At 44.3% G+C, this 22,169-nt stretch carries 25 protein-coding genes and 1 pseudogene; all 26 read right to left on the bottom strand.

Features of this window, described 5'->3' with window-relative positions; translation table 11 throughout:
- Positions 1-39 precede the first annotated feature (39 nt).
- Positions 40-249, bottom strand: coding sequence for a heavy-metal-associated domain-containing protein (locus D2V05_RS08860; RefSeq protein WP_051947607.1), 210 nt, complete (start codon positions 247-249; stop codon positions 40-42).
- Between the two features lie 27 nt (positions 250-276).
- Entirely contained in the window at positions 277-2,535 is a 2,259-nt protein-coding gene (locus D2V05_RS08855; protein ID WP_119647235.1) for a heavy metal translocating P-type ATPase, read from the bottom strand.
- Positions 2,536-2,832: 297 nt separating this feature from the next.
- Positions 2,833-3,171: a DUF305 domain-containing protein gene (locus D2V05_RS19830; protein WP_234414759.1), complete on the bottom strand. Its 339-nt coding sequence runs from the start codon at positions 3,169-3,171 to the stop codon at positions 2,833-2,835.
- Between the two features lie 336 nt (positions 3,172-3,507).
- A complete protein-coding gene (locus tag D2V05_RS08845; RefSeq protein WP_036383512.1) occupies positions 3,508-3,732 on the bottom strand; it encodes a heavy-metal-associated domain-containing protein in 225 nt (74 codons plus the stop codon).
- Positions 3,733-3,935: 203 nt separating this feature from the next.
- Complete coding sequence (locus D2V05_RS08840; RefSeq protein ID WP_036383511.1) at positions 3,936-4,523, bottom strand: helix-turn-helix domain-containing protein; 588 nt, start codon at positions 4,521-4,523, stop codon at positions 3,936-3,938.
- A 1-nt stretch (position 4,524) separates the two neighbouring features.
- Positions 4,525-4,707: a hypothetical protein gene (locus tag D2V05_RS08835; protein ID WP_072882342.1), complete on the bottom strand. Its 183-nt coding sequence runs from the start codon at positions 4,705-4,707 to the stop codon at positions 4,525-4,527.
- A gap of 77 nt (positions 4,708-4,784) precedes the next feature.
- Entirely contained in the window at positions 4,785-5,486 is a 702-nt protein-coding gene (locus D2V05_RS08830) for a PepSY domain-containing protein (RefSeq protein ID WP_119647234.1), read from the bottom strand.
- Complete coding sequence (locus D2V05_RS08825) at positions 5,486-5,983, bottom strand: YybH family protein (RefSeq protein ID WP_072882341.1); 498 nt, start codon at positions 5,981-5,983, stop codon at positions 5,486-5,488. Before D2V05_RS08825 ends, D2V05_RS08830 begins: the two co-directional genes overlap by 1 nt.
- Before the next feature lie 31 nt (positions 5,984-6,014).
- Entirely contained in the window at positions 6,015-6,140 is a 126-nt protein-coding gene (locus D2V05_RS19895; RefSeq protein ID WP_262706548.1) for a hypothetical protein, read from the bottom strand.
- Positions 6,141-6,322: 182 nt separating this feature from the next.
- Positions 6,323-6,781, bottom strand: a complete 459-nt coding sequence (locus D2V05_RS08820; protein ID WP_036385864.1) for a heme-binding domain-containing protein — start codon at positions 6,779-6,781, stop codon at positions 6,323-6,325.
- Complete coding sequence (locus D2V05_RS08815) at positions 6,782-7,411, bottom strand: DUF3347 domain-containing protein (protein ID WP_119647252.1); 630 nt, start codon at positions 7,409-7,411, stop codon at positions 6,782-6,784.
- Positions 7,412-7,542: 131 nt separating this feature from the next.
- Positions 7,543-8,850, bottom strand: a complete 1,308-nt coding sequence (locus tag D2V05_RS08810) for an APC family permease (protein ID WP_036385867.1) — start codon at positions 8,848-8,850, stop codon at positions 7,543-7,545.
- A complete protein-coding gene (locus D2V05_RS08805) occupies positions 8,851-11,307 on the bottom strand; it encodes a multicopper oxidase domain-containing protein (protein ID WP_036385870.1) in 2,457 nt (818 codons plus the stop codon).
- 25 nt (positions 11,308-11,332) lie between these two features.
- Positions 11,333-12,814 (bottom strand): efflux RND transporter periplasmic adaptor subunit, encoded by a 1,482-nt coding sequence (locus D2V05_RS08800; RefSeq protein WP_119647251.1) that lies wholly within the window; start codon positions 12,812-12,814, stop codon positions 11,333-11,335.
- Entirely contained in the window at positions 12,801-12,959 is a 159-nt protein-coding gene (locus tag D2V05_RS08795; RefSeq protein ID WP_203583825.1) for an ArsR/SmtB family transcription factor, read from the bottom strand. Before D2V05_RS08795 ends, D2V05_RS08800 begins: the two co-directional genes overlap by 14 nt.
- A 207-nt stretch (positions 12,960-13,166) precedes the next feature.
- The gene (locus D2V05_RS08790) at positions 13,167-14,381 is read right to left on the bottom strand and encodes a hypothetical protein (protein ID WP_225604827.1); all 1,215 of its coding nucleotides are present in this window, start codon (positions 14,379-14,381) and stop codon (positions 13,167-13,169) included.
- Entirely contained in the window at positions 14,371-14,811 is a 441-nt protein-coding gene (locus D2V05_RS08785; protein ID WP_036383492.1) for a QcrA and Rieske domain-containing protein, read from the bottom strand. The genes D2V05_RS08790 and D2V05_RS08785 overlap by 11 nt, the downstream gene beginning before the upstream one ends.
- Entirely contained in the window at positions 14,812-15,882 is a 1,071-nt protein-coding gene (locus D2V05_RS08780; protein WP_051947306.1) for a di-heme oxidoredictase family protein, read from the bottom strand. It abuts the gene before it with no gap.
- A 365-nt stretch (positions 15,883-16,247) separates the two neighbouring features.
- The gene (locus tag D2V05_RS08775; RefSeq protein WP_036383490.1) at positions 16,248-17,090 is read right to left on the bottom strand and encodes a universal stress protein; all 843 of its coding nucleotides are present in this window, start codon (positions 17,088-17,090) and stop codon (positions 16,248-16,250) included.
- A gap of 275 nt (positions 17,091-17,365) precedes the next feature.
- Positions 17,366-17,542, bottom strand: coding sequence for a hypothetical protein (locus tag D2V05_RS19670; protein WP_162987829.1), 177 nt, complete (start codon positions 17,540-17,542; stop codon positions 17,366-17,368).
- Positions 17,543-17,556: 14 nt separating this feature from the next.
- Positions 17,557-17,730 (bottom strand): hypothetical protein, encoded by a 174-nt coding sequence (locus tag D2V05_RS19665; protein ID WP_164732281.1) that lies wholly within the window; start codon positions 17,728-17,730, stop codon positions 17,557-17,559.
- Positions 17,731-17,733: 3 nt separating this feature from the next.
- Complete coding sequence (locus D2V05_RS08765; protein WP_036383486.1) at positions 17,734-18,732, bottom strand: sodium:calcium antiporter; 999 nt, start codon at positions 18,730-18,732, stop codon at positions 17,734-17,736.
- Complete coding sequence (locus tag D2V05_RS08760) at positions 18,729-19,640, bottom strand: cation diffusion facilitator family transporter (RefSeq protein WP_081894367.1); 912 nt, start codon at positions 19,638-19,640, stop codon at positions 18,729-18,731. Before D2V05_RS08760 ends, D2V05_RS08765 begins: the two co-directional genes overlap by 4 nt.
- A 36-nt stretch (positions 19,641-19,676) precedes the next feature.
- Positions 19,677-20,477: a cation efflux transmembrane domain-containing protein gene (locus D2V05_RS08755; protein WP_036383482.1), complete on the bottom strand. Its 801-nt coding sequence runs from the start codon at positions 20,475-20,477 to the stop codon at positions 19,677-19,679.
- Positions 20,478-20,520: 43 nt separating this feature from the next.
- Positions 20,521-20,730 carry a hypothetical protein gene (locus D2V05_RS08750; RefSeq protein ID WP_036383480.1) on the bottom strand — a complete coding sequence of 70 codons (210 nt, stop codon included), beginning with the start codon at positions 20,728-20,730 and terminating at the stop codon, positions 20,521-20,523.
- Positions 20,731-20,749: 19 nt separating this feature from the next.
- Positions 20,750-22,154: pseudogene (lpdA, locus tag D2V05_RS08745) on the bottom strand (dihydrolipoyl dehydrogenase).
- Positions 22,155-22,169 lie beyond the last annotated feature (15 nt).

Raw genomic sequence — 22,169 nt, 5'->3', positions numbered from 1 at the left:
CCTATTCGAACCATTTAATATATTCTTCTGGACATTCCTTTATTTCTTGGTCAAATGATATCCAGCCGATTCAACAGCAGAAGTGATTTCCTCTTCCGTAGCACTTGTAGTCTGTACGGTCAACAATTTGTCTTGGGAGGCAAAGTCAACAGACCAATCGGTCACGCCATCCACCTTATCCAAAAATGGTTTTACGGTATTGGCACACCCACTGCACTTAATATTTGATTTGAATTGTAATGTACTCATGTTCATCGATTTTAAATTAGAAAATTACTATAGTTTAATCGTTTTAAGCCTCAAACTGTTCAATACGACCGATACACTGCTAAAAGCCATAGCGGCACCAGCTATCATCGGATCTAACAAAAATCCATTGATCGGATACAGCAGCCCTGCAGCTATAGGAATTCCAATGATATTGTATATAAAGGCCCAAAAAAGATTTTGCCTTATACCTATAACGGTCTTATGGGAGAGCTTCAACGCTTTGGGAATGGCATTTAAATCAGAGGTGATCAAGGTCATTTTCGCGACATCCATGGCAATGTCGGACCCTTTGCCCATCGCGATACTGACATCTGCTTGGGCAAGTGCCTGCGAATCATTGATACCATCGCCCACCATGGCGACCACCTTTCCACTTTCTTGAAGCCTTTTCACAAAATCAGCTTTCTCTGATGGGAGTACTTCGGCTTCATAGCTTTTGATACCCACCTGTTGTGATACGGCTTCGGCGGTCATCTTGTTATCACCGGTCATCATGTAAACTTCCATACCATTCCCCTGCATTTCCCGTATGGCTTCCTTTGAGGATTCCTTTATACTATCCATAATGGTCAAAATCGCCTTCACCTTGCCTCCACCGCCAAAGTATATGACCGTTTTGGCCTCCTGCTCTAACCCTTCGACCATGTGCCCCAGGTTGTCATCCATGGCGATTCCTTTTTCGACCATCAACTTATGATTGCCCACAAGGTATAGGGTTCCATCCAATGCCTCAGCGCGAACACCTTTTCCTGTAATACTATTGAAGTTCAAAATTTCGACCGGATTTACCTTTCTATTTTTTAAAAAGGAGACCACGGCTTCAGCCAAGGGATGTTCGGACTGTCCTTCCATGGCATATAAAATTTGCTCCAGGGCCCTGTGATCGGTCACATGGTCCGCAAAGACCATATCGGTCACCACAGGCTTTCCTTCAGTTATGGTACCCGTTTTATCCAGGACAATGGCATTCACTTTGTAACCCAACTCCAGGCTTTCCGCATCTTTGATGAGAATATTGTGGTCGGCCCCCTTGCCGATTCCCACCATGATGGCCGTGGGGGTTGCCAAACCCAGCGCACAGGGACAAGCTATTACCAATACGGCAACTGCGGTCAACAGTGCATGGGTAAAAGCGTCCTCACCTCCCAGGAACATCCAGGTGATAAATGTCACCAGTGAAATCGTCATTACCACGGGAACAAAAATACCGGCAATCCTGTCCACCAATTTTTGTACGGGCGCCTTGCTCCCCTGTGCTTCCTGCACCATCTTGATGATCTGGGACAAAAGGGTCTCCCCTCCCACCCGGTCAGCTACAAACTGAAAGCTTCCTTTTTGGTTTACGGTACCGGCAAAAACTTTTTCATCCTTTGTCTTTTCTACAGGGACGGGTTCGCCCGTGATCATACTTTCATCAACATAGGAACTTCCTTTGGACACCGTTCCATCCACAGGGATTTTCTCTCCCGGTCTGACCAAAATCGTTTGACCTACCTTGACCGAAGAAATAGGGATTTCCCTTTCCTCCCCATCTGCTATCACCTTTAAGGTCTTGGGCTGCAACCCTATCAATTTCTTTATGGCGGAGGATGTATTTGATTTCGCCTTTTCTTCCAATAATTTCCCCAATGAAATAAAGGTGATGATCACTGTGGCCGCCTCATAATATACATGGGGTTCCATGCCTTTACTGAGCCAAAATTCAGGAAAAAAGGTATTGAATGCACTGAACAAAAAGGCAATGCCCGTACTGAGTGCGACCAAGGTATCCATATTGGCCTTACCGAATCTGGCCTGTTTGAGGGCATTTATGAAAAAACTTCGGCCAAACCAGAACAGGATAGGAACGGCAAGTACCAACGAAATCCACCTACCCAGGACCCAATCCATAAAAAACATCCCCAGAAGGAAAATGGGAAGTGTCAAAATAGCGGACCAAAGGGTTCGCTTTTTTATGGATACATAATGCTTTTTCGAAAGCTCTTCCTGTACTTCGGTAGGATCCTCGGCATCCACAATTATATCATAACCGATTTGACGTACCGCATTTTGAAGATCGCTTAGGTCCATAGCACTGTCATACTCCACAAGGACCGTACTATTGGCAAAGTTGACACTGGCATTGTAGACCCCTTCCGTATGGCCCAGCATGGATTCCACGCTGGATGCACAGGCAGCACAGGTCATTCCAGTGACCGGGAAAGATTTTTTTGACACCGTCTTCGCTTTCCTTTCGGTGTCCTCAATAATATCGATTGCATCCATTTTCTACTCCGATTTGTATGGTACAAATTTCAGAATAGACCTAAAATGCACTGTTACGTTATTTACTGAAAGAGTTGTAGAATTTTCCGAAAAATCAACCTTTACCTTTCTTCGTCAAGTACTTAACCTTAATTGGTGAGTGGTTTTTAGAATTCGGCAACATCTATGAGATCAGGTTCGCCCACGTCAATCTTTTTTGGAGAATTTGCCCCGATCAGTTTAGAATATATTCGATAGGACAAACCATTGTAGTGAACTTGGGGCAAAACGAAAGCATTGGTAGTAAGTAATCGCCTCTCATTCGGCCAGATTCTTTGTTTCTTCGCTAAGCGATCCCTCGAATTTAGGAATAGGCCGCTTTTCTTTCCCAGCTTCGGTTTCCACTATTCCATTTTCCTTGATGTCGTTTATCAACCATTGCATTTCCATTATCTCCCTGCGTTGTGCCTTGATAATTTCATTGGCAAGCTCCCGTACCCTGACATCTTTTATTTGAGAACGTTCACTGGTCAAAATAGCAATGGAATGATGGGGTATCATTCCTTCCATGTAGTCGACCCCTGATACGGTAACCTGACTCCTGACCAGCCATATCCCACCTGCAATCAACAAAACACCCAAGGCTAATATTGACATGTTCTTGCGTCGGTCTTTATACATCTGTAGCATATATAGCAGCATAATAATGATCATCGATCCCCCCATGATCAAAGTCATGAAAAATCTAGTCTCACTATACCAAAAGTGATCAATGATTTGATATGAGTGGGTGTACATTAAAAAAAACATGGCGACCATTGAAGTACCAATCATCGCAAAAAACTTTAAATAATTATTGGATTTCCTTTGACTATCTTCCATTGTGCAAATTTTATCTGGTTATTGTGATTATTCCTTGACTTTCGAGTATTGTATTGTTCCATTCCAATTATAGGCCTGACAATTTACCTGTCCCAGTTATCGTATATCGGTTTAATTGGCTTTGTTCATCGCTTGTATTTTATATTGACCCCCCTTATTTTCCAATGCCTTTTGTAGATTTTCAAGGGGGACCTCAAATTGCGACTCCACTGTAGCTTCTGCGTTTTTTAGATTGACCGCTACATCGGCTACACCGGCCACATTGAAAAGAGCTTCTTCAACGTGCCCCCTACAGCCATCACAAGTCATTCCTTCTATTTGGTATCTTCTTTTCATGTTGTGATCATTTTTTATTTTAACAATTTTACACCTAGAATCAACAATGTTGGTTCCAACACGTATGGGAAAAGTAACATTTTCTGTATAGGGGCGTTGTTTGAAAAAAACAAACCTTGACCCATTTGCGAAGAAAGGTGTTTTTTAAATAGCGTTTAGGAGGCTGGTTCCTTGGGAAGGTATTGCGCCCTTAATGGTTGAGGTTAAATATCATCAAGCGATATTCTATTTTGAATGGCACTTTTCTTAAATTGTGTAGGTGTCATTCCAGTTACTTTTTTAAATTGGTTGCTTAAATAGGCAACGCTGCTATAGTCCAATTGAAACGCTATTTCCTTTAAGCCCAATTCGTCATAAACAAGAAACTCTTTGATCTTTTCAATCTTTTGGTTGATGATATATTGCTCCAAGGTAATGCTTTCCACCGCGGAAAACAGCGAACTAAGATACTTATAGTCAAGATGCAATCCATCGGAAAGGTATTCGGGCCATTTGACCTTTTCCATGGGTCCGGTGTAATGTATCGCCTCAATCACTAGGTTTTTGATCTGTTCTATCAACTGACCCTTACGATCGTTGATGATCGTAAATCCAATTTTCTCAAGTCGTTCGTTGAGACCTTCCCGTTTTTCAGGCGTGATTTTCCCATTGAGGGTGATTTCACCCAACGACACATTCATATAGGGAATGCCCTCATCGTCCAAAATACCTTTGACGGCCATGATGCATCTCGGACAGACCATGTTTTTGATGTACAACACATCTTTCGATTTACTGGACCCAACTTCCATATCATGCAGTGAATTTCCACAGGGCCTTCAAAAAAATGACGACCACTGCCAATATAACGATCAATATCAAGGCCAATATGCCAAGGATTTTCATTCTTTTTTCCTTTCTATTCTTGGCCGGGTCCCGTTTCCTTTTCGCCAGCCCCCTTTTTTTCTTTCGTCTTTGCCTCCTAAGTTCGCTCATTTTTCCAAAAATGATTCAACTGGTTCAATGGTCAACTATTTGCTCCTCACAGGAGTCCTTTGCCAAATAAGTTTGAACTATCGCCTTTTCCATAATTTTCTGATTGTTGGCGAGCTGACATACCACAACAAGAATCCGCTCAAAACGGTAATCAATCCCATCAGGGAAAAAATCCGTAAAACCATGGTGTTAAAATCGTCCCGTCCCTCATAGTCCATGGTATGGGTCATCCACAAAAAATCGAACCATCTCCAGGACCGATGTCTTACATGTTGAAACGACCCATCGGTCTCTGAGACATACGCTTTAAGGTTTTCATCCGTTTCATAGGTGATCACATAGGCCGGTAATGGACGTCCACGATACTCGTGCTGCCCACCTGTTTGGGTGAGTCTTTCAACACTTTTGACCTTAAGTTCGGGCAACATATAGTGTGAAGCAACGGCCAAGGCCTGTTGTTCATCGATACCCTTTTTGATCTCCCCCGTTTGTGCATCCATCAAAACCCCACCATTGATCCAATAATAGGGACTCCCCCCTATATTTCTCATTTCCAAAGATTTGATTTTAACGTTCCCGTGTCCATTGGGAGCAATTAAATTCCCAAATTCTGACTGGTCCGGATGCTCCTTGATGAATTGATCTCCATGGATCTCGTCAATGTCCGTCCAACTAAAATATAGTCCACTGATGGTCCACATTAGGAACTGGATCCCAATAAATAGGCCAAGATATCTATGTATCTTTCTGACCTTCATCGATGTTTTTCTTCCGACCATTAGTTCTTCCCGTTGTTCCGTGAGGAGTTATGCATCTTTACAATTTTCCAATCCCCATCCGTTTTTTTAAGGATGGTGGTGGCAACCCCTTTTCTGCTGATCGTTTTGCCCTCACCTCCATTTTCCGATTTTAGGCCAATGGTATAGACATAGCTTTCCGTAGTAAAGGCAAAGGGTAGCTCCACCTTCACTTCAATGGTATAATCCGAGAACCTAAAACTGTTGAAATGTCCAAGTTCTGGACCTATATGATGGTCGTGATAATGTTGATAGGTGCCTTCCACGCCCCCGGATTCAAAAACTTCGGAATCTTCCGCAAAAAGCTCCAAGGTACCTTCCGTGGTCAAGTTTTGCAGTGCTTCTTTATAGCTTTCCAATATCCTCAGCACAGCGGCCCTGTCCTGGTCTAGGTTTTCCTTGTTAGGGTTTGTTTGGCCAAAGCTTGTCCCTGTGAGAAATACGGCCATTAGAAAAATCTGTAAAGTAATACGTTTCATTGGTTTGTTTTAGCATTGTTTAGGTTAGTATTTATTGTATGATAAAGGCTCCCAGGGCAATCGAAATGACGATCCCATACAGGATATGGGCCAACCATTTTTTTAAAATGGCCTTTTTCGACTGGACAGGTCCATTGTCACGACAACAATCTTTCATCTTCTTTTCCATTAGTGCCTGACAAGGGAAGGGAACGATTAACTAACTAACTCACCAACCAATCAACTTTGGGTGTTCCCCTCCCTTTCAGGACTTTATTTCCTTATTCATAGTAACCGGACATGACCAACAACAATAGCAATATCGTTTGTCCCGGTTTTAGGGTGATTTCCATGTCATTTTCAATTATCCAATTCTTCCATTAGATCATTTACCAAGGTCAATATCCGTTCTTTCTCTTCCACCGATAATTTTGCATCCTTATGGATCAGGGTATAGGAAGATAGGGGCATCTTATCGTCTTCGATCTGACTTGCGATGGACTTTAGTTTGCTCCTTTTTCTTCGATCCGAATAGTCGCCCCATTCATTGAAATTGAGTTCTTCCTTTCCCTCTTTTATGTGTTCTTCCAAAAACCAGGCGATGGGTTGGACCTTATTGTACCACGGGTATTGGGTGTTGTTACTGTGGCAATCATAGCAAGATACCCGCAAATCGTGTTCGATATCCTTGGCAACCTGGTTCACCGACATGAAGTCCGTATCGGGAACCACATCGCTCAAGTTGGGATCTGTGGGCACAAACTGGATGCCCACAAATCCCAACAGCACTACCAATACTATGATTTTCAGTACTTTCATTTAATTGATTTCCTTTTGCACCTTACCACAGGTCAACATCTTACTTCCAAAAAATGGATTCTGGATTTCGCTGCTTGCGCTGAGCCACGTTCCTCCTTGGTTGTTGTTGTACATGGGGCAGAATTGTTGGTACAAGGTTTTGGAAGTCCCGGTTATGGCAATAAAATCGACCATATCCTTGCCCAGTCCCTCAAAGTGTTCCCGTTGGTGACCGATATCACTTTTGGCGATATGCTCCCCATGTTCCTTGGCCACTTCAATGATATCGGACAGCTCCTTCTGTTGCTGTTCATCGTATCCGCTGATATCAAAGCTGCCCAAGGCACTGGCCAAGGCTTGGCCCGATTTGGCCGCTTCATCCTTATTGTCCGCCACCAGGGCATCCTTCAGTTGGAGGTAGCTATCGATCACAGATGTGCCCTGTGCATCGGACGAACCCATATCATGGTCCATGGTCCCGTGGTCCATTTCCCCCGCAGAGCTCTCATGGTGATGGCCCTCTTCCGTTCCCATCTCCATATGGGCTCCTTCCTTGTCATTTGTTTCCTTCTTACCGTCCTTACAGGAAATCACGGTAATGGTCAAAAGCGCAATGGCAATTGTACTTAATGTAACTGTTGTTCTTTTCATTGTAATTGATTTTAAGATTAATTCCTCATTTTGATTGCCCAGGGTCGGCATATTTGTATTATCCCCCATTATTGTTGCTATTTTAATTTTTTCATCTAATTTTCCATTTCTCCCACGCAGGCACTCTACCCTTATTCTTCCTCGACCGTACGCTTTTTCCCCAAAAACAATCGTTCCCCGAAAAAAATAAGCACCATCAATACCAGGGCAACAATGACCACCAAAAGATCACTACCGGCCTTTGACCAAATAAAGGCGCCCAACACCAGTACATCCAGCACAAGGGCCGTAATGAGGATAATGGGATTTGCACCGATTTCCTTTCGTAGATTGTTTAGGACCCCCCAATGGATCCCGATATCCATGATCAAATAAAAGATGGCCCCCAATGCAGCGATCCGGCTCAGATCGAACAACATGGTGAGCCCTATGGCAATCACCACGGTATACACCAACATATGTTTCTGTATGTCCCCGGGAATCCCAAAATGTCGATGTGGTATCAATTCCTTTTCAGTGAGCATGGTGGTCATCCGGGAAACGGCAAAAATGCTGGCAACGACCCCGGAAACGGTGGATATGATCGCCAGACCAACGGTGAACCAGACCCCATATTTTCCAAAAGCGGGTCTGGATGCCTCGGCCAGCGAATAGTCCTTGGCCGCAATGATTTCCTGGATGGAAAGATTGGAAGAGACCGCAAATGCCACCATGAGATAGACCAGGGTACATATCACCAAAGAAATGACAATGGCCCGTCCCACGTTACGTTTGGGATCGACGATCTCATCCCCACTATTGGTAATGGTGGTAAAACCCTTATAGGCCAATATCGACAGTGCCAATGCCCCCAAATAATCCACCAGGGAATGCTCGGTCAAGGACTGGGAAGGAACGACCTGATCAAAGGTAAATCCAGCTGCCCAAAGGCCACCAATGGCAAAAACCGCTATCCCGCCGATTTTTAGTATGGCCATGACCAAGGACGATCCCCCGATAGCTTTGTTTCCCATCACATTGACAATAAAGGCTGTGATCAACAACAATACCCCAAGGATCGGGGGCCAGAATCCTTTCGACTCCACATCAAAAAGCTCCAATACGTAGGTCCCGAACGTCCGGGCCACCAAACTCTCATTGATGACCATGGAAAGGGCCATCAGCAGTGCACCGGTAGCGGTCCAGGCCGTTTTACCGTAAACCTTTTTGAGGTACATGCCAATGCCCCCGGCAGAGGGGTAGGTATTGGACATTTTGACATAGGTGTAGGAACTGAAACCTGAGATGACTGCCCCGATTAAAAAAGCAAAGGGAAACCATTGGCCGGAGAGTTCGGCAACCTGACCCAAGAGCGCAAAAATTCCCGCACCGATCATCACACCGGTTCCCAAAGCAATGGTATTGGTCAGACTCAGGCTATTTTTTTTGTATTCTGCCATTTAAAAACGGGCTAGCAGGCCTCCGCCCCAACCATATCGGTTGTTGTAATTGGCCTGGATTGAAAAATTACGTGAAAGGATATAGGAGGCCCCTACCAGCCATTGGGTCTCACTTTCATAGGATGAATTCCCCAAATCGTTGACCCATCCAAAATCGGCCCGAAATTCATATTCCCCCTCGAGGAAAATCCTGGGAAAAAGCAATAGTTCCCTATCCAACCTTATTCTTGGACGCAGCTGGTGGTCCATACTCACATCCATATTAAAGCGGTATGGGGTAAAATACTTGACCCCTATCAGTCCCACTGTATTGAAACGGTCATAGGAATCAGGGATGGAGGTTTCCGTGTTTACCCCTGCATAGACCCGTACCCAGTCATTGAGATACCTGTTATAATTGACTTCCACCTCGGCATTTTGGTCGTAGTCAAATTCTGCCCGTACCCCAAATTCATTCCTGATATTACTTGAAACAAGGAAGAGTTCATTAAAATTGGAACCCAATCTGGCAGCACCCCAAGCATAATAATGGTCAGTTTCATCTACCAACTTTTGAACAGGAAAATCCTTCATCCTCAGATCCCTTGGGGTATCATAACTGAAAACCCTGGCCATGCCCCCCATCATGTGGTAGAGGATATGACAGTGGAAAAACCAATCCCCGTACTCTTCATTATAAAATTCGATGACCACTTTCTGCATGGGCGGCACATTGACCGTATGTTTCAAGGGTGACTTTTCACCATTCTCATTGATGACCCTGAAATAATGCCCATGGAGGTGCATCGGATGGTGCATCATGGTCAGGTTGTTGAGGGTGATCCGGGTTACTTCCCCACCTTTGATCTTGATCTTATCGGTTTCTGAAAGTGGCACACCGTTCATACTCCAGATATACCGTTGCATATTTCCCGTCAGGTTCAACAGAATGTCATTGACGGGCAGATCGGCATTATAGGTAGTACTTTCCTTTGCTTTTAAGAAGTCATAGTTGAAATACGTTTTACGGGTATCGTAATCAAAAGCTGAAGTGTCTTTCTGCATCATTGGCATAGTCTGAACCATAGGGTTTTCCATCTTGTCCTTATGTCCGGTGGATTTCATTGACGTTGAATCCTTTTCCATTCCTGCCATATCCCCCATCTTTTTATCCATCTCCATGTGCCTATGATCTTCATTCGCATTCATAGGCCTTTTATCATCCATCTTCGCAATGGGTTTATCCTTTTGACCGCTCATTTCGGTCTTATCCATCGACATCCCATTGTGCATACCCATATCCATGCTGCCATCCTTCATGTCCATCTGCATCCCATACTTTTGCATCAAATATTCGGGTGTATTTTTCTTCTTGTTGCCGGCCATTGCCGGAGCTCCCATTTTCATGTCCATTTGGGCCATTTGTTTCATCATCGCCACTTTGTCGGGCCTATCGATGGTCGTTGCGGGAAAAAGCGTTCCCTGCCCTAAATGCAACGAGGTATGCCCGGAGCCGTCCTGTGCCGTGGCCGTTACCTCCAAAGTGCCTTCAGGAACGGTCACGATGACATCATAGGTCTCGGCAATGCCAAAAAGAAAACGACTTTTGGAAACAGGCTCCACATCGACACCATCCCCGGAAACCACCATGGGGTTACCGCCACCGAAATCCATCCAATAATAGGTGGAGGCAGAGGCATTGACGAACCGGAGCCGCACTTTTTCCCCTGGTTTGAAATCAGGGTATTCGGCCAATGTTTTCCCATTGGTCAAAAATGCGGGGTAGTAGATATCCGCAATATCCGCTCCTTCCATACGATCTCGCCAAAATTTGAGTTGTGCACCTAGTGCACCTTCCTTGATGACCCTGCTCAAGGGCACCGCGGTCCCTTTTTTGACCTGGTACCACTCGTTTCCCCGTTTAAGGTTTCGGAGCACGTTCATGGCCTTTTCGTTCGTCCAATCGGAGAGCACCACGACCAAATCCTTATCGTAGTCCAACGTCTTTTCCTTGGGATGGATCAGTATCGAGCCATACACCCCCTTTTGCTCTTGCAGCATGGTGTGGGAATGGTACCAATAGGTACCTGATTGGTTGATCGGAATCCGATATTGGAAAGTTGTGCCAGGTTCTATGGGCGGTGTGGTCAAATAGGGAACCCCGTCATAAAAATTGGGCAAGATCAATCCATGCCAGTGTACGGAGGTTTCCACATCCATCTTATTGGTCACGTTGATCAGGGCGAAGTCACCCTCGTTGAATTCCAAGACCGGTCCCGGAATACTCCCATTGATGGTCATTGCATCGGCAGTGACCCCACCGAGGGTCAATTTGTTCTGTTCCAGTACAAGATTGTATTCCCGAACGGGTCTACCTTCCTCTTTTCTGTCCTCACCATTTGTCCCCACTTGCCCAAAAACATGGGTCGTCAAGGCAGTTAGGACAAAAAACAAGATTTTAGATTTCAATATTTTCATCATTCATTCATTTACATTTGTTCAATTACATTTCATCGGTGATTTCACCGCAGGTCAACATAGCCTCTCCGAAATAGGGATTTTTGATCTCTTTGGTCGTACTCAACCAATAGGCACCTTTGTTGTTATCGGCCATCGGGCAAAACTGTTCGTATATCTTTTGATCGACCCCAAAAAGCTTGACACCTTTGGATAGATGGGCGGACAGATGTTTAAAATGATCGCGTTGGGCTTTGATATCCGATATCTTTGAAATGGAATTCGCCGAATTGGAGATTTCCTTCGATATCGTCATCCAATGGCCGTGCGCCTTTTTGTCCGTCAATTGTTTCATATCCACATGTTCCAAGGCCGACAACACTTTTTTTGCAGCGGCATTGGACTTGGCGGCATTATCATTGACAAGCGCATCCTTTAACTCCAAGTAGGCGCTCAACACCTGTTTTAATTGGTTTTTAAAAGTCGCTGTCGCCGTCATTCGCTGGTTCATATCAGAATGGTCTGTTTTGTTTTCCAAGCCGGGATCCCCCATATCCATTTCCGAATGATCGCTACCGCCTGTACCCTTGTCATCCCCCATCTTCATGCCTCCGTGGTTATGTCCCGTCATGGCGGGCCCACCTTCAGGATTCATCATGCTCGGTTTCCCGGCCAATTGGGCCGCCGCGTCGATACTAAAGGTCCCGTTTACCGCGATCTCATCCCCTTCTTGCAGCCCCTCCTTGACAATGAAACCATTTCCCAACGATGGTCCCAAGGTGACATCGCGCAACACAAAATTCACCCCATTGGACGTGGTATTCTTGATGTATACCACAGAACGTTCCCCGGTCCACATCACTGCCGACTTAGGAATGGTTATCGCTTCTGATGCAATGGGCTGTTTTGCTTTTACGGTTCCGGAAGCGAACATTTCCGGCTTTAACCTTAAACCGGCGTTCCCGATCTCGATTCTGGCCTTGGCAACCCTAGTCATGGGATTGATCACCGGGTCGATATAGGAAATCCTGCCTTTGAAGTTTTCGCCCGGGAGCGAGGGTATGGTAAAGACCACTTCATCGCCTTTTCTTACCCAGGGCATGTCGGACTCATAAATATCGAACAGTACCCAAACGCTGTTCAGGTTGGCAATTTGATATAATGCCTTGCCCTTGTTGACATAGTCGCCAAGGTTTACCATTTTTTCGGTAACGTAGCCTGAAACATCGGCATGTATCGGCAATTCCTCCTTAACGGTCCCGGATTGAAGTATCTGTGCGATTTGGTTGTCGGAAAGCTTCCAGTTTTTTAATTTTTCCTTGGCGGCATTAAAAAACTGCGGTTGGGTGTCCGCCACCTTTCTTGCTTCAAAAAGTTCCTCTTGTGCAGTGACCAGGTCAGGGGAATAAATATAGGCGATGATCTGCCCCTGCTTGATGTACTCCCCTGTAAAATTGACCATTAGCCGTTCCACCCTCCCGGGAATATGGGAAGATTGGGAATAGATCGATCGTTCATCCGCTTCCACCGCTCATTTCAAGTATATCGGCAAAATCACAGGGACAAAGCTCACCTTCCTCGTTCAACCAGAAAAGTATCTTTAACCGAGTTTCGTTACCGGCCAGGGCTAGCACTTTGCTGATTTCGACAATTGTCTCTGAGTTTGTTCCCAAGGTTTCGCGACAACGTATTAGCTGCTTTTGGTCGGCCTCGTCGCGTGCTCAACTTAATTCAAGTGCCATAGTATTGTTTTTGAAAAAAATATAATTATTTAAGCAAATACTAAAATAATATTCTCCACCATTGCTCTTCCAAAATTACACTTTACTTAAATACATTCTACCCGATATTAAATCAAAGTAGCTATGTAAAATATTTTATTAAAAATAGGTGCTGAATCCAAAATACCATGTGGCCGTTCTTGAGGCAGGATTGTTGAGAATATCCTGTTGCCACTGGTATCTGTAGTTGATCCTTAGAACGGTCTGTGGTGCGGGCCTAAAGCTTATTGCAGGTGTAATTGCGAATAAATCATCCCCAACATTCGTATTGGTCTGGGCAAACCTGCCAATGTTGTAGTCCACATAATCCGTTCTGAGCGACAGGTTGAGTACGGCATTTTCCCAGTCCAATACTTCGGTCTTTAGTACCGGTTGGACAATATCCACAAAAAAACCAACTTGCCGATCACCAAACTGCTGGGTAAAAGTGTCCGGAACATCGACCCATATGTAGGCCATTTCACCGATAAACCTTGTCCCCGTTTTTTTAATGGCAGTATTTAAATCCAGGGCAAGAACATCTACCCTCCCTGATTGTGTATCAACCTGAAGCCCGTCAACTTCTTTCCTATTGTAGGCCCCACCCATATAAGAAATGCCCAATTCCCCTAATTTTCTATGCTTAATGGCCAACTTTCCATTGAGGAGCGCATTTCCGCTAAAATTCTCCTCGAATCGCGAGGAATTCTCCTTGACCGAAGCCAAAAATGTTCTTTCTCCCTCTTTATCTATAATGCTTGTATCAAAGCCATTGGTGAGGTATGCTTCATAGCCCAAGGTCCAAGCTTCCTTATATGCCTTTCCATATATCCCAAATCCGGCATTGGAGAAAGTGGCGGGCAACAAATTGGTGCTGACATCTGGCCGCTCGACAAACTCCCATTTTGGTCCGTCGTGATTTTGATTAAAGGAACCTATTGGATTCAGTACGATGCCTCCCCTAAGGTTCAACAAGGGGTGCAAAGCAATGTCCATGGAGGCGAATTCAATGGCAATTTCCTCTGTCCCGTTTTCAAATTCCAATTCGGTCAAAAACTTAATGCGCTTTGAAATAGAAGCCGAGACAAAAAGGGTCAATCTTCGGGCCTGAAAAGAAAGCCCCTCGGACAATCCGTCCTCAATACTGTAGATTGAGTTCGCCTCTAGATAACCGCCCAGATTGACTGGAAATTTATCGAAAGTTAGAAAAGGACGGTCATAAACCGCATCCATATTCATCGATTCCTTAATACTGTCCCTGTCGCTAGTTTGCGAGCTAAGGGTTAAAACGTAAATGTTCATTAAAGCAAGGGCTGCATATATTTTACGAACCATGCACATAGATATTTTCATTATCGGCGGTTGTTTCAAATGATTTTAGGTTTTCTTCGGCCGGCCCTTCTAAAACCCTGCCTGAACGGTCGAACTCACTGCCATGACATGGACAGTTGAATATGCCGCCGCCAATGTTGAGTTCACAGCCCCTATGGGTACATTGCATCAAACTGGCCAGATAATTACTGTTTTGTGTTTTGAATATTCCGATGGGGTATCGCATGGAATCGCTCTGGATGACCACAAAATCACGTTCAATCTGCTTTCCCCCTTTCACCTGTTGAAACTCCCCCTTTGAAACTCGTAGCACTCCCCCTTCTTCAACGAAGGATGCATAATACAGGCCTGCGCAACTACCGAGTAAAGCGGAGGAAGCTGGCAGGACTGCTATCAGATATCCAAATTGTTTAATAAAATCTTTTCTATGCACTTATAGGGAATTAATGAATTTTATCAGTTGTGATTTTTCTTTTGGGGTCAGGGACAAATACTGGGCTTTTGAATTATCGGCCTCACCGCCGTGCAATTCAATGGCCTCCTCAATACTCGAAGCCCTTCCATCATGTAACAACAAATCCGAGTAGGGATGAAATTCCTTAAAGGATAACGATTCAATTGGGGAAAATCCTGTGGTCAACGTGGGTGTGTGACAGACAGCACATTGTACCGATTCAAAGAGTTCTTTTCCAGCAATGACATCGGGGTCTGTTTGATTTCTGGGAATTGGTGCTTTTAAGGTTTTAAGGTAGAAAACGACATCGTTCAAGGTTTGGGTACTAATTTCAAGATCCTCTTCAAGTCCACTGAACGGGTCAATGGGGTCATAAAGAGATGTAATCCCTATGTCCTGGTTATATGCGCTGACGCTTTGGTGCAACAAATCATAACTACCCGCTTTCTTTCCAAACCTGAAGATATAATTGTTGCCCTGGGGAACACTATTATTCCGAATCTTGGTGAATTCAGGAGGAATATTGTAGTGAGGTCTTCCACTAATACCGTCTTGATTTGCATCAGAAGGGTCTGCGAGAGCCAAAATATTCGCGTCAGGGACAGCATCCAACAAACCCAATCCCGTTACCGCCGGAGCGACCAAAATGGAAAATGGGAAGCCTTCAGGCACGGTCTCCGGTTCAAAACCCGGTATGGCTTTATTTTGAATTTGGTTCCTGCCATCACCGAAGGATAACATCGAGGGTAAGTTCAAGTCATTGTTACCGAATCTGATTAGTTGATTGAAAGGATGACCCTTGCCATCCCCTGAATGGCAACTTGCACAGCTGGTGCCAACAAACAAGGGGCCAAGACCTTTTTCAACCGTGAAAACATCATCGTTAAAAGCTATATCCCCTGCTAAAAACAGTTGTTGCTCGCTTAAGGACAATCCGTCCAATGGCCCGTCCAACAGCTCAAATTCCATAGGTTCTTCCGGACCCAAATTTTCACAGCCAAATAGAGCGATTAAAGACAGGCCAATAAAGAAATGAATGATTTTAGACATTACTATAATGATATTTATTCCAAATAAAATATATTTTTAGATAAGTCTAAATATAGATGTAAAATTCTTCAATAAAGAAGTGGTTAAACCTTAAAGGGTTTGTTGATTTAATTATGAAAATCCCGTACTGTGGGAAATGTCGGTTGGCCAGAATGAAAATTTATATTTCGATATTTACTATGGGCTTATGCCCACTTCATCCGCTGCAACCGCACCGCATTAAAAATCGCCAATAACGCCACGCCCACATCCGCAAAGACTGCTTCCCACATGGTAGCCAATCCACCTGCGCCCAGAATGAGCACGATAATTTCGCATAGTAAGCTATACCTAATATTTACTAGAGTATCACATAGGTAGAAAAGCTACTTAACTATCAGCAGTGGGGCCTTGGAGGCATACAGCATTTTTTTTCTTAGCCCCTTTTTGAAAAGTGCCTCAAAAAATCCGTGTTCCCTGTAAAGCAAAACCAATAGGTCTATTGGGGTTTCAGTCAAAAATTCATCGATACCCTCTTCGGGTTTGTCTTCCTCGATAACTGTAAAGAACCATTGCTTAGGTACAAGAAGTTTGCCAAATCTTTCACGAATAAATGCTTTCTCCGGCACTCTTTCCTGTTTGTCCGCTATATGTACAAAGTGCAACTGTGCATTATAGTTTTGCAATAATCTGGACAATATTTCAAAATCTATTCTATTATCCATACTATCCGTATCCACTGCGACCCCGATACGCTTATATGCAGTATAGCTGGCATCTTCAGGTACGGCCAGTACTGGACAAGGCGCCTTTTGTGTCACCTTTTCGGTAACGGTTCCAATAAAAATTTCATCAAATCCCGAAGCCGTGCCCTTGGTACCCATAACGACAAGACTGGTATTCATTTCCTTAGCCAGGCCAGAAATCACATCGACCGTTGCCCCGAAACCGACAATTGCTTGAAATTCCAACTTGTCCAGTTCAGGAAAGCCTCTTAGAAACTTATCCAATTTTTCTTTATTGAGTTTTTCTTGTGATGCTGTGGTATCTGTTACATTGTGTGCCATAGTTGCCATCCCGATGGGCGTACCGGATGGATATGCCACTGAATAGGCGTGGACAAAAACCAGTTTTGATTTCAATTTTTGTGCTAGCCCAATTGCGTAGCTCACCGCATTTTCTGAAACCTGTGTGAAATCTACGGGTATTAAAATTCCTTTATCTTTCATATCATTTTGTTTTTATTGATTTGACTTCATTAATCTTTCTTTTTAGGTTTAATTATTCAATTGAAAAGCAGGTAAAAACCATATAGAATGGCATCTAAAAAGGCAATTGTCAGCACCGCAAGGAACATTGCCACAAAAACCAACAAGCAATACCCTTTCTCCTTTCTGGTTCTTACTTTCCTGTTTATTGAATTCCCCTTTTTTTCCTCTAGTCTCCGCTTTCTTCTTTCCCGTGACATATTATACTGTGCTTTACTAAAATCAACGCACCAATGCTATCCCCTAAGGTCATAAAACCATTCTTCTGCACGTTTGATTCCCTCCGTAATGGCCTTCTCACGAGAATACCCATTCTCCTTTACCAATTCTTGTGCAATTTTGAGGGCCTTCTTCCGAACTGACGGCTGTAGGCCATCAAGTTTTGTTTTGAAATCTTCAAATGTCCAGTCCATATTGTATACTTTTTTTAGAGCTTTCGCCCTTCCATCTCTGCTTTTACAATGCCGCGTTCAAGGGCTTCCTCCTTGGAGCATTGGTTTGTCGTATAGTATTCTTTAGCATACTTTACGGCCAATTTGTGGATGTTTTCATCCAGCATATTGAGCCTCATCGAGCAATCTTTAAAAAGTTCGTCTTTCATCTATCAAAAAAGTTTCAACACGTAAAAAACCATGACCAGTAAATAAACTATATATGCCGCATCAAATACAAAAATCTGCCAACGAGAGAAACCGTGCAGTTCCTTGCTTTGATGCACAAATAGTGTGTAAAGCAGTGGCATAAGCCCGACAAAGGCCAGGTTGACCCAGAACAGTTCAAAGTCCTCAATGGGGGTGGTTACCAAAGCCAGCGGAAAAAATGCCACCGTCATCGTTACGGCATTGTCTGCAATAACACTGGTGGTGCCCGCTGTCACCTCGCCCCCTTTTACCACGCTCCAGGTCTTGAATATTTCCGGTGCCGTGGTCATTATGCCCGTGATGAAAAGGCCTCCCACGATTTCAGAAATATTTAGGGCAGAAACAATATTTTCGGTCGCCTTCACTATGAAAAAAGCGCCAACTGCTATCGCAAAGGCCCCGGCAATCGATAACCAGACCTGTTTTTTGTTCCATTCTACTTTTTTGCCCTTTTCCTTGCCTTTTATGATTGCGTGGGTCAAGAACGCAGCATAGGCCGCCAGCATAATCCACCCGTCCACAGGTTGCAGGCCACGCCAGGGCTTTGGCAGAGTTAAAATGGCCACAAGGGCGATAATGCCCAGATAAGGAAGGGACAGTACGGAAACCGAACGTTTGTTCAACGCCAGAATGTTTTTATCAAGATGTTCTTGATGTTCCTTGTTGTTCTTGAATTGTTTCCTGGAAGCAAAATAAGCTATGGTCACCATCAAGGGAATGGAAATAATATTGGAACCCAATAAGTTGCCCAGGCCAATATCGGAAACGTCCCGTGCCGCACTGGTTATATTGATGGCAACTTCAGGACTGGCCGTTACAAGGGCAAGAAAAGCGGCTCCAGCGGATGCGGTAAGCCCCCATTGCTTGCGGAGCAACTTTAAAGGAGTCAACAATCGATCCGCACCCCAGTGTGCTGCCCAGGCCGCTAGGCCCAAAACGAGTACCCATGGCCATATGTTCATAATTCTGTCATTTTAACATTTCTCTCTTTGCTAGGTTCGATATGGATGTGCACGTCAAGTATCTCGGAATATGACCTGAACAATCTCTCCTTTACTTTGTGTGCAATATCATGGCCCTCGGTCACAGTTAATTCCCCATCGATCCAAATATGCATATCGATATGAAAGGCCGTTCCCATCTTTCGGGAATGGCAGCGCTCTACCCTTACCACTTCAGGAACGGCTTCGGCCAGTCGGATAACCTCATTTCGAAATTCGGGCTCCACAGCTTCGTCCAGCAACTCCCTTACCGATGACCTAGCTATTTTATAGGCATTGAACAGAATAATGCCCGCTGCAATGAGTGCCGCGAAATCATCCGCTATCTCAAACCCTTCGCCACCGATCAATGCTATGGAAATCCCTATAAAAGCGGCTATCGACGTAATGGCATCACTCCTATGGTGAAATGCATCGGCCTTGACGGCCGAACTATTGATTTCATCACCTGTTTTCATGACATAGCGATACAACGCCTCTTTCGTGAGGACAACAAATACCAGTATGAAGAGTGTGAAGGGTGCAGGAGTTTTGTGGGGTACCAGAATATGGTCGATGCTGTCCCTTATGATTATACCACCTGCAATGGTTAGGGCTATGGCAATACCCACCGCCACCAGGGCCTCTATCTTACCGTGTCCGTAGGGATGGTTTTCATCCGGTGGCCTTGACGACCATCTCAACCCGGCCCATAATAGTGCGGATGTCAGCACATCCGCCCCGGATTCGATCGCATCGGCAATAAGGGCATAAGAATGCCCGAACACCCCGCCCAAACCTTTGATCAATGCCAATAATGCACTGATCAAAATACCTACGAGGGTAGTTTTGAGTCCTATTCGGGATATGGCATTTGGATTCCTTTCCAAAATCTTTCTTTTGCTATTTCTTTTCTTCCCAATACGTTATTTGGACAATTTTAAAATTCTAATGGCCCCACGCATCACAAAGGCAAATACAATACCGCCTATGACCAAATCGGGCCATTTACTGTCTAAAAAATAAACCAGCACCCCTGCCAGTATTACCCCGCCGTTCACAATAATGTCGTTTGAGGTAAAGATGGCACTTGCCTGCATATGCGCTTCCTTGCTTTTGGCCTTGTTTATCAACCATAGGGAAACGAGGTTGCCGATAAGGGCGAAAATGGAAACGATAATCATCCATTGGAACAAAGGGGTTTCGCTACTACTCAAAAACCTTCTCACGACTTCCGAAAATCCCAGCAGGGCCAACGCCATCTGAAAATAGCCACTGAATTTCGCCACTTTCTTTTTTCTGGAAATAGCGCCGCCTACGGCAAAAAGGCTCAATGCATATACAATGGAATCGGCCAGCATATCCAGTGAATCGGCAATTAGACCCATCGAGGAAGAAATCCAACCCGTAGTCATTTCGATAACAAAAAAACCAAAATTGATGTACAAGACCCACCAGAGTATCTTCTTTTGTTTGGTCTCATCTTCAGTATTAGGTGCTTCCGCCTTTTCTGTTCCCAAAAGTTTTTCCCCCAACTTTAATGCACCCAATTCCACGTTTATTTCTTGGGCATTCCCTTGATGGTACACATCTAATTTCCTATTCGGAATGTCAAAGTCCAGATATTTGATTTGAGGATTTGACTCCAGTTTCATCCGTATCATCTGTTCTTCTGAAGGGCAATCCATTTGACTTACCTTAAAAGTGCTTTTGTTTATAGTGGACATTTAAATAATCTGTATTAAATTCTACGTTTGGTCTTTTAAATCTTTACTTACTATGGGATTCCATATATTTTTCCAAAATCGATTTTAAGCTCTCCAAATAATCAGCGAACGATTTAATGGTCGGTTTTGCTTCATCATCTACGGGAATCGTTATGGGGTTCTCATCCAAATACCGATAGAGTTCGGGATATTCGTGTTCAATCCTTAGGGTCAATTCGTTGATTTCTTGGGTTAGTTTTTGAATTTTCTTCATCTTCGTTTTTTTTATAATTTTATATATGCAACGCCCTGTCTTCGGTAGCAGCCAAGCAGGCTTCCTTAAAGGTTTCTGAAAATGTGGGGTGTCCGTGGGACATTCTGGCAATATCCTCTGCCGCTGCCCTGAATTCCATCGCCACGACAGCTTCCGTATAACTATCGGCTATGCGCGGACCTATCATATGAACGCCCAAAATTTCATCGGTTTCCTTGTCTGCAATCACTTTTATAAAGCCATCGGTGTCCATACTTATCTTGGCCCGTGCATTGGCCTTAAAGGGAAACGTGCCCGTTTTTATAGCCCTTCCTGCTTCTTTAAGTTCCTCTTCGGTAAGTCCCACGCCGGCTACTTCGGGCTGTGTATAGACAATGTTTGGTATGAGGGAATAATTGATGTGCGGCTTTTGTCCCGCAATGCGTTCGGCCACAAAAACACCTTCTTCACTGGCCTTATGGGCGAGCATCGCACCTCGGACTACATCTCCAATGGCATAGACCCCTTTTACATTGGTTTCCAGGTTATCGTCTACTTTTATTTGTCCTTTTTCGTTGGTTTCCACTCCCACGTTTGCAAGGCCCAAGCCTGATGTAAAAGGTTTTCTCCCAATGGCCATCAGGCAATAGTCGCCTTCCAACTGCATTTCCTTGTCGTCTTTCCTGTTCTGTGCCGTAAGGGTTACTTTATCATCTGCTGCCACAGCTTTTGTGACCTTGTGTTCCAGATAGAACTCGATATCTTGTTTTCTTAGGGACCTGTACAATTGATGCCCTACGGATTTGTCCATTGTATAAATAAGCCCATCAAAATACTCTACGATGGAAACCTTTGAACCTAACCTGGCGAAAACCGAACCTATCTCGACCCCAATGACACCACCTCCAACGACCATCAAGTGTTTGGGGATTTCTTTAAGGGCAAGCGCTTCCGTAGAGGAAATAATCCTTTTTTTATCTATTTCTATGTTGGGCAAGGATGCAGGTTTTGACCCGGTGGCGATGACCATTTTATCGGTTTCTATGGTTTGTGTTTTGTCCTCGCCCTTAATTTCAATGGTGTTTTTGTCCTTGATGTTTCCGTGGCCTTCATAAACGGTAACCTTGTTCTTTTTCATCAGGTAGGCTACCCCGTTGATGATTTCCCCCACGACGTCTTGAACCCTTTGGTTCATTTTTACAATATCTACATTCGCCTCCTTGACATCAATGCCGAAATCCTCGAATTGGTGTTTGAGCTTGTGGTAATGTTCCGATGCTTCCAGCCAGGCTTTTGAAGGGATAACAACCCACGTTAAGGCAAGTGCCGCCAAGGGTACTGTACCTTTCGATTATGGCCACTTTAAAGCCCAGTTGTGCAGCACGTATGGCACACATGTAGCCACCTGGACCGGAACCAATAATTGTTATATCATATTTTTCCATAATTGTATTTTTTTG

This window comes from Flagellimonas pelagia (genome assembly GCF_003584135.1).
Classification (GTDB): Bacteria; Bacteroidota; Bacteroidia; order Flavobacteriales; family Flavobacteriaceae; genus Flagellimonas; species Flagellimonas pelagia.
Note: the sequence above shows the minus strand (reverse complement) of the source record. Positions and strands in the feature narration are given on the sequence as shown.

Excerpts from the sequence above, each read along its gene's own strand:
- D2V05_RS08860 (WP_051947607.1), bottom strand. The coding sequence starts at position 249 with ATGAGTACATTACAATTCAAATCAAATATTAAGTGCAGTGGGTGTGCC.
- D2V05_RS08855 (WP_119647235.1), bottom strand. The coding sequence starts at position 2,535 with ATGGATGCAATCGATATTATTGAGGACACCGAAAGGAAAGCGAAGACG.
- D2V05_RS19830 (WP_234414759.1), bottom strand. The coding sequence starts at position 3,171 with ATGTCAATATTAGCCTTGGGTGTTTTGTTGATTGCAGGTGGGATATGG.
- D2V05_RS08845 (WP_036383512.1), bottom strand. The coding sequence starts at position 3,732 with ATGAAAAGAAGATACCAAATAGAAGGAATGACTTGTGATGGCTGTAGG.
- D2V05_RS08840 (WP_036383511.1), bottom strand. The coding sequence starts at position 4,523 with ATGGAAGTTGGGTCCAGTAAATCGAAAGATGTGTTGTACATCAAAAAC.
- D2V05_RS08835 (WP_072882342.1), bottom strand. The coding sequence starts at position 4,707 with ATGAGCGAACTTAGGAGGCAAAGACGAAAGAAAAAAAGGGGGCTGGCG.
- D2V05_RS08830 (WP_119647234.1), bottom strand. The coding sequence starts at position 5,486 with ATGGTCGGAAGAAAAACATCGATGAAGGTCAGAAAGATACATAGATAT.
- D2V05_RS08825 (WP_072882341.1), bottom strand. The coding sequence starts at position 5,983 with ATGAAACGTATTACTTTACAGATTTTTCTAATGGCCGTATTTCTCACA.
- D2V05_RS19895 (WP_262706548.1), bottom strand. The coding sequence starts at position 6,140 with ATGAAAGATTGTTGTCGTGACAATGGACCTGTCCAGTCGAAAAAGGCC.
- D2V05_RS08820 (WP_036385864.1), bottom strand. The coding sequence starts at position 6,781 with ATGAAAGTACTGAAAATCATAGTATTGGTAGTGCTGTTGGGATTTGTG.
- D2V05_RS08815 (WP_119647252.1), bottom strand. The coding sequence starts at position 7,411 with ATGAAAAGAACAACAGTTACATTAAGTACAATTGCCATTGCGCTTTTG.
- D2V05_RS08810 (WP_036385867.1), bottom strand. The coding sequence starts at position 8,850 with ATGGCAGAATACAAAAAAAATAGCCTGAGTCTGACCAATACCATTGCT.
- D2V05_RS08805 (WP_036385870.1), bottom strand. The coding sequence starts at position 11,307 with ATGAAAATATTGAAATCTAAAATCTTGTTTTTTGTCCTAACTGCCTTG.
- D2V05_RS08790 (WP_225604827.1), bottom strand. The coding sequence starts at position 14,381 with ATGGTTCGTAAAATATATGCAGCCCTTGCTTTAATGAACATTTACGTT.
- D2V05_RS08780 (WP_051947306.1), bottom strand. The coding sequence starts at position 15,882 with ATGTCTAAAATCATTCATTTCTTTATTGGCCTGTCTTTAATCGCTCTA.
- D2V05_RS08775 (WP_036383490.1), bottom strand. The coding sequence starts at position 17,090 with ATGAAAGATAAAGGAATTTTAATACCCGTAGATTTCACACAGGTTTCA.
- D2V05_RS19670 (WP_162987829.1), bottom strand. The coding sequence starts at position 17,542 with ATGGACTGGACATTTGAAGATTTCAAAACAAAACTTGATGGCCTACAG.
- D2V05_RS19665 (WP_164732281.1), bottom strand. The coding sequence starts at position 17,730 with ATGAAAGACGAACTTTTTAAAGATTGCTCGATGAGGCTCAATATGCTG.
- D2V05_RS08765 (WP_036383486.1), bottom strand. The coding sequence starts at position 18,732 with ATGAACATATGGCCATGGGTACTCGTTTTGGGCCTAGCGGCCTGGGCA.
- D2V05_RS08755 (WP_036383482.1), bottom strand. The coding sequence starts at position 20,477 with ATGTCCACTATAAACAAAAGCACTTTTAAGGTAAGTCAAATGGATTGC.
- D2V05_RS08750 (WP_036383480.1), bottom strand. The coding sequence starts at position 20,730 with ATGAAGAAAATTCAAAAACTAACCCAAGAAATCAACGAATTGACCCTA.